Genomic DNA, 15,317 nt, shown 5'->3' with positions numbered 1-15,317 from the left:
ACTACTGACTTTAGCTATGGGTGGTCGTCGGTATCCAACATTGCGCTTTTAACCCGGAGCGATCAGTGCGATTCTCCAGCGTTAGACGGCCTTGGTGCAGTTGGGCAATTCGGATCACAATATTCAACCCTAAGCCGCTGCCGCCATAGCGCTGATCCATACGGCGAAACGCCTGAGTCAGTTCACCGGCTTGTTCCTGCTTTATTCCCGGCCCTTCATCTATGATTTGCAGCAGGTTGCCCTGAGCTTCGGTCGCGAGTTTGACGGATATTTGGCTGCCTACCGGGCTGTAACGATGTGCATTTTCAACCAAATTACGTAGCATCAAACGCAGCAATGTAGCATCGCCCTGAGTCTGAGCATCAGGGGGAAGTGCCCACAGTAGAGTTTGCTGGCGCTGAGCACACATTTCCTCCAGCTCTTCTTTCAGGGGGTGCACCACGTTTTCTATCCAATCGAGAGTCTGATAAAGGCCGCTGGCAAAGTTTTGCCCGGCCCGCGACAACATCAATAATTGCTCAATGGTATGTATTAATAAATCAATTCGGTTAATAAGCGGCTTACTTTCAGCAATACCTTGCTGTTCCATTAACTCAAGGTGCAGCCGAATACCGGCAAGCGGAGTGCGAAGCTCGTGCGCAGCATCGGCGGTGAACAGGCGCTCCTGTTGAATAGTATTGGAGAGCCGGGATAGCAACTGATTAAGGGTCGAGGTGACCGAGACAATTTCTTGCATATCACTGTTAACAATCACGGGCGTCAGGTTGTCTGCGGAGCGTTCAGCCAGTTTCTGCTGTAATTGGTCTAGTGGCCGAATAATCCAACTGATTGCCCAGAAAGAGAGCAGCAGGGTGATGGCCATCATGATAAGTGACGGTGCAAGCAGTGAGGCAATGGCTTCGGCTATTTCAGTATCAACCCGTTCATTACGCACTTTGGCACTGAGGGTTTCATCGACCAAAAAGCTGATTTGCTCTTGGCTTTCATGCCATAACCAAAATGCGCTGATCAACTGGGTAATCAGTAATATTAAGGCTAGCATCAAAATGAGACGGCGCCGCATACTAATCATCACAGTACTTCCAGCCGATAGCCAATACCTCGGACGGTTCGGATCCTGTCTTTACCTAATTTACGCCGCAGATTGTGAATATGGACTTCCAACGTGTTGGAACCGAGATCGTCATTCCAGGTATAGAGATCCTGTTGTAACAACTCACGATTGACGGTTTGACCGGCCCGCATAATTAAACGTGAGAGAATCGCAAACTCTTTGGGAGTCACTTCCAGCGGTTGACCTTGCAAACACACTTGTTGGGTAGACAGATTAAGACTTAGGTCATCTTGCTGGACCAAATTGTCACTTTGTCCTTGATAGCGGCGGATCAGCGCTCGAACACGGGCCAGTAATTCTGCGAGTGCGAAAGGTTTTATCAAGTAATCGTCAGCGCCAGCATCCAGCCCATCAACTCTATCCTCAAGTGCATCTCGAGCTGTCAGAATAAGCACCGGTAGCGTGACATGCTCGCGCCGCCATTGACGAAGCAATACGGTACCATCTTGGTCCGGTAAACCGAGGTCAAGAATCACCATACTGTATTGACTGGTGATCAACAAACTGTGCGCTTCTGCGGCAGTACCCGCGCAGTCGCAGGGATAGCCCGCGCTGGTCAACGCCATGGCGATCCCTCGTTGTAACAGTTCGTCATCTTCAACAATCAATAGTTTCATGGTTTTTAGCTATTCTAATAAGAGTTTTAGTTGTTCTGATAAATATCTTTATACAGACGACTTTCGAAACGAACTAATGGTGCCCGACGATTTTTTTGGTCTTCAGGTGGTACCGCATAACCGGATAAGAATTGGACAAAGGCCATACGCTGCCCACTGGCGGTAGTAATAAATCCAGCCAGATTGTACACGCCTTGCAAAGCACCTGTTTTAGCTGAAACCTTGCCGTCAACCCCGGCTTCGTGCAGCCCACCACGATAACGTAATGTGCCGTCGTAGCCTGATAACGGCAGCATCGAGATAAAGTTAAGTTCTTGATCATGCTGAGCAATATATTGCAATGCCTGCATCATGGTCGCCGGTGAAATAAGGTTATGGCGGGATAAGCCCGACCCATCCACCACAATACTGTTCCCCAGATCCACGCCCGCTTTTTGGCGTAATACCTGCCGCACTGCATCCGCACCGGCGCGCCAAGTACCTGGCACTCCAAACCGCTGATGGCCAATAGTTCTAAATACTGTGTCCGCAATCATGTTGTCAGACTTTTTCAACATTATTTTCAACAAGTCATGTAGCGGCGCTGATTGCGCTTGAGCTAACAGGGTACCCGCTGGATTAGGTGTAGTTTGGCGGCGCAAGCTGCCATCAATTTGGATATCCGCTTTCTTCAATTCATCCTTCAAAATAGCCCCGGCATAGCTGGCACCATTTTGTACTGCGAAGGCCAAGGGCAGCGGCTCACTGCGCTGTGTTAGGCAGCCCGTCAGAGTAAATCGGTTTAACTCACCGGGCACCACATCTAATTCGCAATATTGTGCATCAGGCGAACCTTTGGCTAAGGTGCGCACTTCACTGAACATCTGCACCGGGTAATAAGATGCGACTCGGATAAATGCCATATCGCCCGGATTCGGTGCGCTATAAAGGGAGACTGAAAAACAGTTCCGGTCGACAATAGCCGCAGCTGGCGGGGCGCTAAAGCATTGCGTCATGTCGTTCCACGGCCAACCAGGGGCTTTGTCATGGCTGGCAAAAACCGATGTATCGATAATCAAATCACCGGCGATTTGTTTTACACCGGATTTTCTGAGTGTCGCCACCATATTACGCAACTGTTGGCGTGTTAAGGTGGGATCGCCATCAAAACGGGCAATTAAATTACCGCGTAATACACCGTCCGTGATTGTGGCGTGGCTTTCCAATGTGGTATTAAAGCGAAAATCTGGGCCCAGTTGTAACAATGCCGCCAACGCGGTCAGAACCTTTTGCGTACTGGCAGGTAATGCCATCTGCTGAGCGTGATAGTCTATTGCCGGGGTGGTGGCCCCGATTTTTTGTACGACTAACGCAAGATTTGCCCCATCAGGCAGATATTGTGTGTAATTCTCAACTTGAGCCGCATTGGCATTAGATATGCTGATATTGATCGCAATAGCACAGGCCAATCCACTGACAATTCGTGAAAAATGCATAATTTCGATATAACTGCTGAGTAACGTGTTGCCATACTACGGTGCAACGAGGGCGAAAGTAAACGATGACCCTAAAGGAACTCTACGTTAAAATGCATATCAAAATGCAAAATTGATCCTGACTTGGGGTTTTAGCTCCGGGGGTGATTTTTTTGTTTATCGCCTGGAGGCGGGTAAAGTATCAGGCTTGCCGCATTTTCATTCGAAGACGTTAGGATGACGGTTTTTTGAACAGGATAGATTTAGAGGTATTTAAAAGATGAAACAGATTCCGATGACGGTAAATGGCGCAGAAAAATTGCGTGAAGAGCTGGATTTTTTAAAAGGCGTTCGTCGCCCTAAAATTATTGCTGATATCGCGACTGCCCGTGAACATGGCGATTTAAAAGAAAATGCGGAATATCACGCAGCCCGCGAGCAGCAAGGGTTCTGTGAAGGTCGTATTCAAGAAATAGAAGCAAAGCTCTCTAATGCGCAGGTGATTGATATCACCAAAATGCCCAATAATGGCCGCGTTATTTTTGGTTCCACTGTGCGTGTATTAAATGTGGTGTCTGAAGAAGAGCAGCAATACCGGATTGTGGGTGATGATGAAGCTGATTTTAAACAAAATCTTATTTCCGTTAACTCACCTATTGCTCGTGGCCTGATTGGTAAAGAAGTCGATGACGTGGTTGTTATTCGTACTCCAGGTGGCGAAGTAGAATATGAAATTCTTAGCGTAGATTATGTGTAATACTTGTTCAACTGAACAGTCAGCACGTATTATTTATAAAAAATGAAGTTGTAAAGAAAAGTAAAAGGCCGCTTGCGGCCTTTTATCAGAACAAAGTGCATGGCACCTTTTCTCTAAAACAAGCGTCATTAACGCGGTAAAATAATTTTGCGCTCTTTCGCTGGGCGATAGAGCACTAAAATATTACCGATGATTTGGACGTTAACGGCACCGGTCTCACGTACGATGGCATCAGCAATTAGGGCTTTGGTTTCACGCTCTTCAGCAGTGATCTTCACCTTAATAAGTTCATGATGTTCCAGCGTTTGTTCGATTTCAGCCAGCACCCCTTCGGTTAATCCGTTATTGCCTAACATGACTACTGGCTTTAATGGATGGGCCAAGCTTTTCAGGTGCTGTTTTTGTTTGTTATTCAGATTCATCGTCTTTTTTGCTTAAGTTGGGATTGAAAACGGTTCATTCTACCGCCATCTCATGTGTATCACCAAATCGGTCTACGCCGAGAGGGAGTTTACGCGAGCTAAGCAATAGATGCGCGGACTCTTAATTAAGATAGTTGGAAAAAGAGATGTCTAATAAAAAGCGTTCAGGTAGCTCGAGTCGCTGGTTACAAGAACACTTTAGCGATAAATATGTCATTCAGGCACAGAAAAAGGGGCTTCGCTCCCGTGCCTGGTTTAAACTTGATGAAATACAACAAAACGATAAACTTTTTAAACCCGGTATGACAGTCGTCGATTTAGGTGCTGCACCCGGAGGTTGGTCTCAATATGTTGTAACCCAGATCGGCGGTAAAGGGCGAGTCATCGCATGTGATCTTCTACCAATGGATCCTATCGTTGGTGTCGATTTCCTTCAGGGCGACTTTCGTGATGAACTGGTTCTGAAAGCTTTACTTGAGCGCGTTGGGGATAAAAAGGTTCAGGTGGTCATGTCTGATATGGCCCCGAATATGAGTGGTACTCCGGCAGTTGATATACCTAAATCAATGTATCTGGTTGAATTAGCTTTGGAAATGTGTCGTGATGTACTTGCACCAGGCGGAAGTTTCTTGGTGAAAGTGTTCCAGGGAGATGGCTTTGATGAATACCTACGGGAAATTCGCTCCCTGTTTACGAAAGTTAAGATTCGTAAGCCAGACGCTTCTCGTGCGCGATCACGTGAAGTGTACATTGTAGCGACAGGGCGGAAACTGTAGTACCCTAACGCTGTTTGTTAACACAGTTGTAATATGAGGTTAATCCCTTGAGTGACATGGCGAAAAACCTAATTCTCTGGTTAGTTATTGCAGTCGTATTGATGTCTGTATTCCAGAGCTTTGGACCCAGCGAATCGAATGGTCGTAGAGTGGATTACTCTACTTTCATGTCCGACGTAACCCAAGATCAGGTTCGTGAAGCACGTATCAATGGACGTGAAATTAACGTCAGTAAGAAAGATAACAGCAAATATACGACTTTCATTCCGGTCAACGATCCAAAGCTGTTAGATGTCTTATTGACTAAAAATGTGAAAGTTGTTGGTGAGCCACCGGAAGAACCGAGCTTGCTGGCATCTATCTTTATTTCTTGGTTCCCAATGCTGTTGCTGATTGGGGTCTGGATCTTCTTTATGCGTCAAATGCAGGGCGGCGGCGGCAAAGGGGCAATGTCCTTTGGCAAGAGCAAGGCCCGAATGCTGACAGAAGATCAGATAAAAACTTCTTTTGCTGATGTGGCCGGTTGTGACGAAGCAAAAGAAGAAGTCAGTGAATTGGTTGAATATCTACGTGAGCCAAGCCGTTTCCAGAAATTGGGCGGTAAAATTCCGAAAGGCGTTTTGATGGTTGGCCCTCCGGGGACGGGTAAAACCTTGCTGGCGAAAGCCATTGCAGGTGAAGCTAAAGTGCCATTTTTCACCATTTCGGGTTCTGACTTCGTAGAAATGTTTGTTGGTGTGGGTGCATCCCGTGTCCGTGACATGTTTGAACAGGCTAAGAAAGCCGCGCCTTGTATCATCTTTATTGATGAAATTGATGCGGTAGGCCGTCAACGTGGTGCAGGTCTGGGCGGTGGTCACGACGAACGTGAACAGACTCTGAACCAAATGCTGGTTGAGATGGATGGTTTTGAAGGCAATGAAGGCATCATCGTCATTGCGGCAACTAACCGTCCAGACGTTCTTGACCCAGCGTTGCTGCGTCCAGGCCGTTTTGACCGCCAGGTTGTGGTGGGTTTACCGGATGTCCGTGGTCGTGAGCAGATTTTAAAAGTCCATATGCGCCGTGTGCCATTAGATACCGATATTGATGCTTCCGTCATCGCTCGTGGTACACCAGGCTTCTCTGGTGCTGACCTGGCTAACTTGGTCAACGAAGCTGCACTGTTTGCCGCTCGCGGTAACAAACGTGTTGTTTCAATGTCTGAGTTCGAGAAAGCGAAAGACAAAATTATGATGGGTGCGGAACGCCGCTCCATGGTAATGACAGAAGCGCAGAAAGAATCGACGGCATACCATGAAGCAGGGCATGCGATTATTGGTCGCTTGGTACCTGAGCATGATCCAGTACATAAAGTGACCATTATCCCGCGTGGTCGTGCGTTGGGTGTGACATTCTTCCTGCCGGAAGGTGATGCAATCAGTGCCAGCCGCCAGAAACTGGAAAGCCAGATCTCGACTTTGTATGGTGGTCGTCTTGCTGAAGAAATCATTTATGGCCCGGAGAAAGTCTCTACCGGTGCATCGAATGATATCAAAGTTGCTACTTCTATCGCGCGTAACATGGTGACACAGTGGGGTTTCTCCGAAAAACTGGGGCCGTTACTGTATGCTGAAGAAGAGGGCGAAGTGTTCCTTGGCCGTTCTGTTGCGAAAGCCAAGCATATGTCCGATGAAACAGCGCGTATTATTGATCAGGAAGTTAAATTACTTGTTGAGCGTAACTATCAGCGTGCACGTACTTTGCTGATGGAAAACATGGATGTTCTGCATACCATGAAAGATGCTTTGATGAAGTATGAAACTATTGATGCGCCACAGATTGATGACTTGATGAATCGCAAAGAAGTTCGCCCGCCTGCGGGTTGGGATGATGTGACCAAAAATAAATCATCTGACAACGATAGTACGCCAAAGGCACCAACGCCGGTTGATGAGCCACATACACCAACGCCGGGCAATACAATGTCAGAGCAGTTGGGCGATAAGTAAGTCTACTGTTGGCATCTATACTCTAAATAATTCGAGTTGCAGGAAGGCGGCAAGTGAATGAATCCCGATGAGTTGACGACAGTCAATGATTCGGGTGAGAGAGAGCAGCCAACGTACATGTAGCTTGAAGTATACCGAGTATAAAGCGTTGTGATTAATATAAACCTCGGGCTTGCTCGAGGTTTTTCTTTTTTTAAGGCGCAATAGTATGCATTTAACGGCTAGAGGTCTGAAGTTGGATCTCACTCGCCCACAGGTTATGGGTATCCTGAATGTCACACCAGATTCATTTTCGGATGGTGGGCATCACAATAATCTTGATAAAGCATTGCAACACGCTCAACTGATGTTATCAGCGGGGGCTACACTAATTGATATTGGTGGTGAGTCCACTCGTCCCGGTGCAGATGAAGTCAGTGAGCAAGAAGAGCTTGATCGGGTCGTGCCTGTCGTGGAAGCATTGGCGAAACGTTTTGATGTTTGGTTATCGGTAGATACATCCAAAGCGGCGGTAATCACTGAGTCAGCTCGTGTCGGTGCTCACCTAATCAATGATATTCGTTCGTTGCAAGAACCCGGTGCGCTTGAAGCGGCGGCAAAAACCGGCTTGCCGGTGTGCCTGATGCATATGCAAGGGCAGCCACAAAGTATGCAGCAGTCCCCCCATTACGATGATCTTATGACTGATATAAATCAGTTTTTTAAGCACCATATTGGCCGTTGTGTTGCGGGCGGTATCGCAAAAAGTAAATTGTTACTCGACCCAGGCTTCGGTTTCGGTAAAAATCTGGCGCATAATTATCAGCTACTGGCACGGTTGGCCGAACTTCACCATTTTGAACTGCCATTATTGGTCGGAATGTCACGAAAATCTATGGTTGGGCAGCTATTAAATGTCCCGCCACAACAACGGGTTATCGGGAGTGTCGCTTGCGCGGTCATTGCTGCAATGCAAGGCGCGCAGATTGTCAGGGTGCATGATGTAAAAGAAACTGTCGAGGCGATGCGTATCGTCGAGGCAACACTTTCAGCGAAGGGATAAATAAAAATTATGAGTAACCGTAAATACTTTGGTACAGATGGCATTCGCGGCAAAGTGGGTGACAGCCCGATTACGCCAGATTTTGTATTAAAGCTCGGCTGGGCTGCCGGTAAAGTTCTGGCTCGACATGGTTCTCGTAAAATTATCATCGGTAAGGATACGCGCATTTCTGGCTATATGCTGGAATCAGCACTCGAAGCGGGTCTAGCTGCTGCGGGGCTATCAGCCTCATTTACCGGCCCTATGCCAACCCCTGCGGTTGCTTATTTGACGCGAACTTTCCGCGCAGAAGCGGGCATCGTGATTTCGGCATCTCATAACCCTTTCTATGATAATGGCATTAAATTCTTCTCAATCGACGGCACTAAATTGCCTGATGATGTGGAAGAGGCGATTGAAGCCGAGATGGAAAAACCATTAACTTGCGTAGAATCTTCGGAACTGGGTAAAGCCAACCGTATCGTGGATGCTGCGGGCCGTTACATTGAGTTTTGCAAAGGGACCTTCCCGAGCGAACTCAGCTTGAATGAGCTGAAAATTGTGGTCGATTGCGCTAATGGCGCAACTTATCACATAGCGCCAAGCGTATTGCGCGAGCTAGGTGCAACCGTTATTACCATCGGCTGTGAGCCTGATGGGATGAACATTAACGAAAAATGTGGTGCGACTGATGTCCGTCTGCTGCAAGAACGTGTTCTTGCTGAAAAAGCGCATGTTGGGCTGGCATTTGACGGCGACGGTGACCGGCTGATGATGGTCGATCATTTGGGTAATAAGGTTGATGGCGACCAGATCCTCTATATCATTGCTCGTGAAGGTTTACGTCAAGGCCAGTTGAAAGGCGGTGCTGTCGGCACTCTGATGAGCAATATGGGGCTGCAACTGGCATTGAAAGAGCTGGGTATTCCATTTGTTCGCGCTAAAGTCGGCGACCGCTACGTGCTGGAAGCTATGCAGGAAAAAGGCTGGAGGATTGGTGCTGAAAACTCAGGCCACGTGATCCTGTTGGATAAAACCACCACTGGTGATGGTATTGTAGCTGGTTTGCAGGTGCTGACTGCGATGGTGCGTAACCATATGAGCTTGCATGATTTATGTAGTGGTATGAAATTATTGCCACAAATCTTGGTCAACGTGCGTTTCTCTGGTGATCACAATCCTCTGAAATCAGAGGAAGTTGAAGAAGTTACTCGCCAAGTTGAAAAAGAGCTGGGTGATCGTGGCCGAGTTCTGTTGCGTAAGTCAGGTACTGAGCCCTTAATCCGAGTGATGGTTGAAGGTGATGCTGAAGAAGCACTGATTTCTGAAATGGCGAATCGAATTGCCGATGCGGTAAAAGCGGCAGGTTAATGATTTTTTAGCGGGGGAGGGGGTACTCCCCCCTATAAATTATGCTGAAGTTGAATAACTTGACGCTTTTTTCCGCAAATAAACCTATGTGATGAAATTGCCCTTGCGTGTACTAGACGCTTTGGTTAGTATTCACACCCGCTTAAGTGGGTGAATAAGTCCCCCGCTTGATGGGTGAGAAGCATTTGGCATGCGGTGAACCCGCAAGGATACAGGTACAACTATGTACGAAGCTCTTCTGGTTATTTTCTTGCTGATTTCGATTGGGCTAGTTGCTCTGATCATGTTGCAGCAAGGTAAAGGCGCGGATATGGGAGCCTCATTCGGAGCAGGTGCTTCTGCAACTCTGTTCGGTTCGAATGGTTCCGGTAACTTTATGACCCGCATGACGGCTGTATTGGCGGCATTGTTTTTCGTCATCAGCTTGATTTTGGGCAATATGAGCACCAACCAGGGCAATAAAGGCAGCGAGTGGGAAAATCTGGGTCAGCCAGCAAAAGCTGAGCAGACTACAGCACCCGTAGCGCCGACTAAGCCGAGTAGTGATATCCCGCAGTAATGTTTCAAAAGAAGTTAGTCGTTAGAAATAGAAAGAAAGTTTTAAAGTGGTTGTGAAGACTGAATTAGTAAAAACAACCATTTGAATCAGTGCCGGGGTGGTGGAATTGGTAGACACGCTACCTTGAGGTGGTAGTGCCCGATTGGGCTTACGGGTTCAAGTCCCGTCCTCGGTACCAAATCAGACAGATAACTTGCTTTTTTGTCGTTATCAACGTAATATTTGCCACGTTTTCGGACGCGGGGTGGAGCAGCCTGGTAGCTCGTCGGGCTCATAACCCGAAGGTCGTCGGTTCAAATCCGGCCCCCGCAACCACTTTCCTAAAGTGTTTTTTTTCAAATGTTGTATTCGGTAGACCTCAGATACTTTCGATTTCAATTTGAAAAAAATACTTGTCAGAAAGTTGTACCGAAGCCGCTTTGCGGCAAACAGGGTCCAGTTGCATAAAGCCCCGAATTTCGGGGTTTTTTGTTATTTGACAGCAGAATCACTGGGCTATTAGGCCCTTTTTTTATGTCTTGGGGGTGGGCTTGTCCACATTAGAACAAAAGTTAACAGAGATAATTTCAGCACCGGTAGAGGCCTTAGGCTATGAATTAGTCGGCATCGAGTTCATCCGGGGGCGCCAATCGACGCTACGAATCTATATTGATAGTGACGACGGAATCACTGTTGATGCTTGTGCTGATGTCAGCCACCAGGTCAGCGCTGTCTTGGATGTCGAAGATCCCATTACGGTCGCTTACAACTTAGAAGTTTCCTCTCCGGGCCTTGAACGCCCAATGTTCACTGCTGAACACTATACTCGTTACCTTGGTGAAGAAGTTACTTTGGTGTTGCGTATGGCTATGCAGAACCGCCGTAAATGGCAGGGCATTATCAAAGCCGTTGATGGTGAAATGATCACGGTTACTGTGGATGGAAAAGATGAAGTGTTCGCGCTGAGCAACATCCAGAAAGCGAACCTGGTACCCCACTTTTAAAGTTTGGATGAGGCAACTAGGATGAACAAAGAGATTCTGGCTGTTGTAGAAGCAGTTTCCAATGAGAAATCCCTTCCGCGCGAGAAGATTTTTGAGGCGTTGGAAACCGCTCTAGCGACAGCGACCAAGAAAAAATACGAACAAGAAATTGAAGTTCGCGTCAGCATCGACCGTAAAACCGGTGATTTCGACACTTTCCGTCGTTGGGTTGCCGTTGACGAAGTCACGATGCCAACCCGCGAAATTACGTTAGATGCGGCTCAATATGAAGATCCATCGATCCAGTTGGGCGATTATGTTGAAGATCAGATTGAATCTGTCACTTTTGACCGCATCACAACCCAAACAGCCAAGCAAGTTATCGTACAGAAAGTGCGTGAAGCTGAACGGGCTATGGTGGTTGAACAATTCCGCCAGTATTTAGGTGAGATTGTTACCGGTACGGTTAAGAAAGTTAATCGCGATAGTATTGCACTGGATCTGGGTCATAATGCCGAAGCGGTTATTAACCGCGAAGACATGCTACCGCGTGAAAACTTCCGCCCAGGCGACCGTATCCGTGGTGTTTTGTACGATGTGCGTCCAGAAGCTCGCGGTGCTCAGCTGTTTGTCAGCCGTTCACGCCCTGAGATGCTGATCGAACTGTTCCGCATTGAAGTGCCAGAAATCGGCGAAGAATTGATCGAAATTAAAGCCGCTGCCCGTGATCCGGGTTCGCGTGCTAAAATTGCGGTTAAAACCAACGACAAACGTATCGACCCGGTCGGTGCTTGTGTCGGTATGCGTGGTGCCCGTGTTCAAGCTGTTTCTAGCGAACTTGGCGGCGAGCGCATTGATATTGTATTGTGGGATGATAATCCAGCCCAGTTTGTTATTAATGCCATGGCACCAGCTGATGTTGCGTCAATTGTGGTCGATGAAGACAAACACACCATGGATGTTGCCGTTGAAGCCAGTAACCTGGCACAGGCAATTGGTCGTAATGGCCAGAATGTGCGTTTAGCGGCACAGCTGAGTGGCTGGGAACTGAACGTAATGACGGCGGACGATCTTCAGGCGAAGCATCAGGCCGAGGCTCATGCCGCTATTGATACCTTCACCAAATATCTTGATATCGACGAGGACTTTGCCACCATCTTGGTAGAGGAAGGTTTCTCTTCTCTGGAAGAATTGGCTTACGTGCCAATGAAAGAACTTCTGGAAATCGATGGTCTTGACGAAGATACGGTTGAAGCGCTGCGTGACCGCGCCAAAGCTGCATTGACCACGCTGGCCCTGGCACAAGAAGAAAGTCTTGGCGACCAAAAACCCGCTGATGATCTGCTGAATCTGGCTGGTCTGGAACGTAGCATGGCATTTAAATTGGCTGCGCGCGGTGTGTGTACGCTGGAAGATCTTGCCGAGCAGGGTATCGATGATCTGGCAGATATTGAAGGGCTTAGCGATGAGCAAGCCGGCGAGCTGATAATGGCTGCACGTAATATCTGTTGGTTTGGCGATAACGCGTAATAAACTGTAGCAGGAAGGAACAGCATGACAGATGTAACCGTAAAATCGCTGGCAGCTGAGATTCAGACTCCAGTTGATCGCCTGGTACAGCAATTTGCTGATGCAGGGATCAAAAAGTCTGAAGTAGACTCAGTTACCCAGCAAGAAAAAGAGACATTGCTGGCGCACTTAAACCGTGAACACGGTAGTGCGCCTAATAAACTCACGTTGCAACGCAAAACGCGTAGCACCTTGAATATTCCGAGCACCGGCGGAAAAAGTAAATCGGTGCAAATCGAGGTCCGCAAGAAACGCACTTATGTAAATACGCCGGAAGCTGAACAAGCGAAAGCGGAAGAGCAGGCACAGCGTGAAGCGGAAGAGCAGGCACAACGTGAAGCGGAAGCAGCAGCGCAGAAAATCGCTGAAGAAAAAGCTAAACGAGCGGCCGAAGAACAAGCGAAACGTGAGGCCGCTGAAAAAGCTAAACGCCAAGCAGCGGAAAAAGAAAAAGTGACGAATCAACAAACCGACGAAAAAACCAAGCCAGCTCAGACTGATAAAGCACGCCGTGAAGCTGAAGCTGCCGAGCTAAAACGCTCTGTAGAAGAAGAAACACGCCGTAAGGTCGAGGAAGACGCTAAACGCGTTGCTGAGGAAGCCCGTAAAATGGCAGCCGAAAATGAAGGTAAATGGCCAGCCCCTGTGGCTGAGCAGACTGAATCTGCAGATTACCACGTAACCACCTCACAACATGCGCGCGCCGCGGAAGATGAAAACGACGCCAAAGTTGAAGGTGATCGCCGCAGCCGCACTCGTGGTGGTAAAGCAACTAAACAGAAGAAAGGCAATAAACTCTCCGAGTCTAAAGCTGATCGCGAAGAAGCACGTGCTGTTGGCCGTAAAGGCAAACGTAAACCAAGCACATTACAACAGAGCTTCAATAAGCCTGTTGTTGCCGTTAACCGCGATGTAGTGATTGGCGAAACGGTAACTGTTGCTGAATTGGCAAACAAAATGGCTGTTAAAGGCTCTCAGGTCATCAAAGCAATGATGAAACTGGGTGCAATGGCAACCATTAACCAAGTTATTGATCAGGAAACAGCACAGCTGGTTGCTGAAGAGATGGGCCACAAAGTCATCCTGCGTCGTGAAAACGAGCTAGAAGAAGCGCTGATGAGCGACCGTGATACCGGCGCTGAAGCTGCAGCTGAGCACCGCGCTCCAGTTGTGACTATCATGGGCCACGTTGACCACGGTAAAACTTCTCTGCTGGATTACATCCGCTCCACGAAAGTGGCGTCAGGTGAAGCCGGCGGCATTACACAGCACATCGGTGCTTATCACGTTGAAACTGAAAACGGCATGATCACTTTCCTGGATACTCCAGGACACGCCGCGTTTACTTCAATGCGTGCCCGTGGTGCTCAGGCGACTGATATCGTGGTGCTGGTTGTTGCAGCCGACGATGGCGTGATGCCACAAACTATCGAAGCTATTCAGCATGCTAAAGCGGCAAACGTGCCGGTTGTGGTTGCAGTGAACAAAATCGATAAACCAGCCGCTGATGCAAATCGTGTTAAAACTGAATTGATTCAATACGGTATCATATCCGAAGATTTTGGCGGCGATGTTCCATTCATCGAAGTCTCTGCGAAAGTCGGTACCGGTATTGATAATTTGCTGCAAGCGATTCTGCTACAAGCTGAAGTCATGGAACTGAAAGCCGTTCGTACTGGCATGGCAAGTGGTGTTGTTATCGAATCCTTCTTGGATAAAGGCCGTGGCCCAGTTGCTACCGTGCTGGTTCAACAAGGTACGCTGAACAAAGGTGATATCGTCCTGTGTGGCTTCGAGTATGGCCGCGTGCGTGCGATGCGTGACGAGCTGGGCCGTGATATCACGTCTGCAGGTCCGTCTATTCCGGTTGAGATCCTGGGCTTGTCCAGTGTTCCGGCTGCCGGTGATGAAGTGACCGTTGTTCGTGACGAGAAGAAAGCCCGTGAAGTTGCACTGTATCGTCAGGGCAAATTCCGTGAAGTTAAGCTGGCTCGTCAACAGAAATCTAAACTGGAGAACATGTTTGCTAACATGACCGAAGGTGAAGTTTCTGAACTGAACATCGTCATCAAGTCTGATGTACAGGGTTCTTGTGAAGCTATCTGTGATTCACTGGAAAAACTGTCTACCGATGAAGTGAAAGTCCGCATTGTGGGTTCAGGCGTTGGTGGTATCACTGAAACTGATGCAACACTGGCCGCAGCTTCTGGCGCAATCATCCTTGGCTTTAACGTTCGTGCTGATGCTTCAGCGCGTCGTGTTGTAGAAACTGAAGGCTTGGATCTGCGTTACTACTCAGTCATTTATAGCTTGATTGATGAAGTTAAGCAGGCGATGAGTGGTATGCTGGCACCTGAGTACAAACAACAAATCATTGGTTTGGCTGAAGTTCGTGATGTATTTAAATCACCGAAATTTGGCGCCATTGCAGGTTGTATGGTTACTGAAGGTGTGATTAAGCGTAATAATCCAATCCGTGTTCTGCGCGACAACGTGGTTATCTATGAAGGCGAGCTGGAATCTCTGCGCCGTTTCAAAGATGACGTTAACGAAGTCCGTAATGGTATGGAATGTGGTATCGGCGTTAAGAACTACAATGACGTCCGTACGGGTGATGTGATCGAAGTCTTCGAAATTATCGAAATCAAACGTACTATCGATTAATCGCCTCAGATCTGCTTATATCCATTTGGGGGGCCTTGGC

13 protein-coding genes and 2 tRNA genes are annotated in these 15,317 nt (G+C 47.9%); 11 read left to right on the top strand and 4 right to left on the bottom strand.

What is annotated here, in order from left to right; translation table 11 throughout:
* Positions 1-10: 10 nt before the first annotated feature.
* Genes pmrB through dacB form a run of 3 tightly spaced genes read right to left on the bottom strand, consistent with a single transcriptional unit; the run spans position 11 to position 3,206 of the window.
* Positions 11-1,072, bottom strand: coding sequence for a two-component system sensor histidine kinase PmrB (gene pmrB / locus DX162_RS03815; protein ID WP_032819267.1), 1,062 nt, complete (start codon positions 1,070-1,072; stop codon positions 11-13).
* Positions 1,072-1,731, bottom strand: coding sequence for a two-component system response regulator PmrA (gene pmrA / locus DX162_RS03810; RefSeq protein WP_004389220.1), 660 nt, complete (start codon positions 1,729-1,731; stop codon positions 1,072-1,074). The genes pmrB and pmrA overlap by 1 nt, the downstream gene beginning before the upstream one ends.
* 26 nt (positions 1,732-1,757) lie before the next feature.
* On the bottom strand, positions 1,758-3,206 hold the full coding sequence (gene dacB / locus DX162_RS03805) for a serine-type D-Ala-D-Ala carboxypeptidase (RefSeq protein ID WP_004389223.1): 1,449 nt from the start codon (positions 3,204-3,206) through the stop codon (positions 1,758-1,760).
* Between the two features lie 259 nt (positions 3,207-3,465).
* Here dacB and greA point away from each other — a divergent pair, with 259 nt between their 5' ends.
* Positions 3,466-3,942, top strand: a complete 477-nt coding sequence (gene greA, locus DX162_RS03800; RefSeq protein ID WP_004389224.1) for a transcription elongation factor GreA — start codon at positions 3,466-3,468, stop codon at positions 3,940-3,942.
* 128 nt (positions 3,943-4,070) lie between these two features.
* Here greA and yhbY read toward each other — a convergent pair whose 3' ends face one another.
* Entirely contained in the window at positions 4,071-4,364 is a 294-nt protein-coding gene (gene yhbY, locus DX162_RS03795; RefSeq protein WP_004389225.1) for a ribosome assembly RNA-binding protein YhbY, read from the bottom strand.
* 146 nt (positions 4,365-4,510) lie between these two features.
* Here yhbY and rlmE point away from each other — a divergent pair, with 146 nt between their 5' ends.
* From rlmE to infB, 10 genes are all read left to right on the top strand, one after another.
* Positions 4,511-5,140: a 23S rRNA (uridine(2552)-2'-O)-methyltransferase RlmE gene (rlmE, locus tag DX162_RS03790; protein ID WP_032819268.1), complete on the top strand. Its 630-nt coding sequence runs from the start codon at positions 4,511-4,513 to the stop codon at positions 5,138-5,140.
* A gap of 56 nt (positions 5,141-5,196) precedes the next feature.
* Complete coding sequence (gene ftsH / locus DX162_RS03785; RefSeq protein WP_032819269.1) at positions 5,197-7,131, top strand: ATP-dependent zinc metalloprotease FtsH; 1,935 nt, start codon at positions 5,197-5,199, stop codon at positions 7,129-7,131.
* 208 nt (positions 7,132-7,339) lie between these two features.
* Complete coding sequence (gene folP, locus DX162_RS03775; RefSeq protein WP_004389228.1) at positions 7,340-8,173, top strand: dihydropteroate synthase; 834 nt, start codon at positions 7,340-7,342, stop codon at positions 8,171-8,173.
* Between the two features lie 9 nt (positions 8,174-8,182).
* Positions 8,183-9,523, top strand: coding sequence for a phosphoglucosamine mutase (gene glmM / locus DX162_RS03770; protein WP_004389229.1), 1,341 nt, complete (start codon positions 8,183-8,185; stop codon positions 9,521-9,523).
* Between the two features lie 223 nt (positions 9,524-9,746).
* The gene (secG, locus tag DX162_RS03765) at positions 9,747-10,082 is read left to right on the top strand and encodes a preprotein translocase subunit SecG (protein WP_004389230.1); all 336 of its coding nucleotides are present in this window, start codon (positions 9,747-9,749) and stop codon (positions 10,080-10,082) included.
* Between the two features lie 91 nt (positions 10,083-10,173).
* A tRNA-Leu gene (locus DX162_RS03760) sits at positions 10,174-10,260 on the top strand.
* A 60-nt stretch (positions 10,261-10,320) separates the two neighbouring features.
* Positions 10,321-10,397 (top strand) — tRNA-Met (locus tag DX162_RS03755).
* A gap of 215 nt (positions 10,398-10,612) precedes the next feature.
* Positions 10,613-11,065, top strand: coding sequence for a ribosome maturation factor RimP (gene rimP, locus DX162_RS03750; RefSeq protein WP_005156279.1), 453 nt, complete (start codon positions 10,613-10,615; stop codon positions 11,063-11,065).
* Between the two features lie 21 nt (positions 11,066-11,086).
* Positions 11,087-12,574, top strand: coding sequence for a transcription termination factor NusA (gene nusA / locus DX162_RS03745; protein ID WP_004389232.1), 1,488 nt, complete (start codon positions 11,087-11,089; stop codon positions 12,572-12,574).
* 24 nt (positions 12,575-12,598) lie between these two features.
* On the top strand, positions 12,599-15,277 hold the full coding sequence (infB, locus tag DX162_RS03740) for a translation initiation factor IF-2 (RefSeq protein ID WP_004389233.1): 2,679 nt from the start codon (positions 12,599-12,601) through the stop codon (positions 15,275-15,277).
* Positions 15,278-15,317 lie beyond the last annotated feature (40 nt).

Source organism: Yersinia kristensenii, from assembly GCF_900460525.1.
In the GTDB taxonomy this organism is placed as follows: Bacteria; Pseudomonadota; Gammaproteobacteria; order Enterobacterales; family Enterobacteriaceae; genus Yersinia; species Yersinia kristensenii.
This window is presented reverse-complemented; position numbering and strand designations above follow the sequence as displayed.

Bases quoted from the DNA above. Each gene is read 5' to 3' on its own strand.
- ftsH (WP_032819269.1), top strand. From the start codon at position 5,197: ATGGCGAAAAACCTAATTCTCTGGTTAGTTATTGCAGTCGTATTGATG.
- folP (WP_004389228.1), top strand. From the start codon at position 7,340: ATGCATTTAACGGCTAGAGGTCTGAAGTTGGATCTCACTCGCCCACAG.
- dacB (WP_004389223.1), bottom strand. From the start codon at position 3,206: ATGCATTTTTCACGAATTGTCAGTGGATTGGCCTGTGCTATTGCGATC.
- infB (WP_004389233.1), top strand. From the start codon at position 12,599: ATGACAGATGTAACCGTAAAATCGCTGGCAGCTGAGATTCAGACTCCA.
- nusA (WP_004389232.1), top strand. From the start codon at position 11,087: ATGAACAAAGAGATTCTGGCTGTTGTAGAAGCAGTTTCCAATGAGAAA.
- greA (WP_004389224.1), top strand. From the start codon at position 3,466: ATGAAACAGATTCCGATGACGGTAAATGGCGCAGAAAAATTGCGTGAA.
- pmrA (WP_004389220.1), bottom strand. From the start codon at position 1,731: ATGAAACTATTGATTGTTGAAGATGACGAACTGTTACAACGAGGGATC.
- secG (WP_004389230.1), top strand. From the start codon at position 9,747: ATGTACGAAGCTCTTCTGGTTATTTTCTTGCTGATTTCGATTGGGCTA.
- glmM (WP_004389229.1), top strand. From the start codon at position 8,183: ATGAGTAACCGTAAATACTTTGGTACAGATGGCATTCGCGGCAAAGTG.
- pmrB (WP_032819267.1), bottom strand. From the start codon at position 1,072: ATGATTAGTATGCGGCGCCGTCTCATTTTGATGCTAGCCTTAATATTA.
- yhbY (WP_004389225.1), bottom strand. From the start codon at position 4,364: ATGAATCTGAATAACAAACAAAAACAGCACCTGAAAAGCTTGGCCCAT.
- rlmE (WP_032819268.1), top strand. From the start codon at position 4,511: ATGTCTAATAAAAAGCGTTCAGGTAGCTCGAGTCGCTGGTTACAAGAA.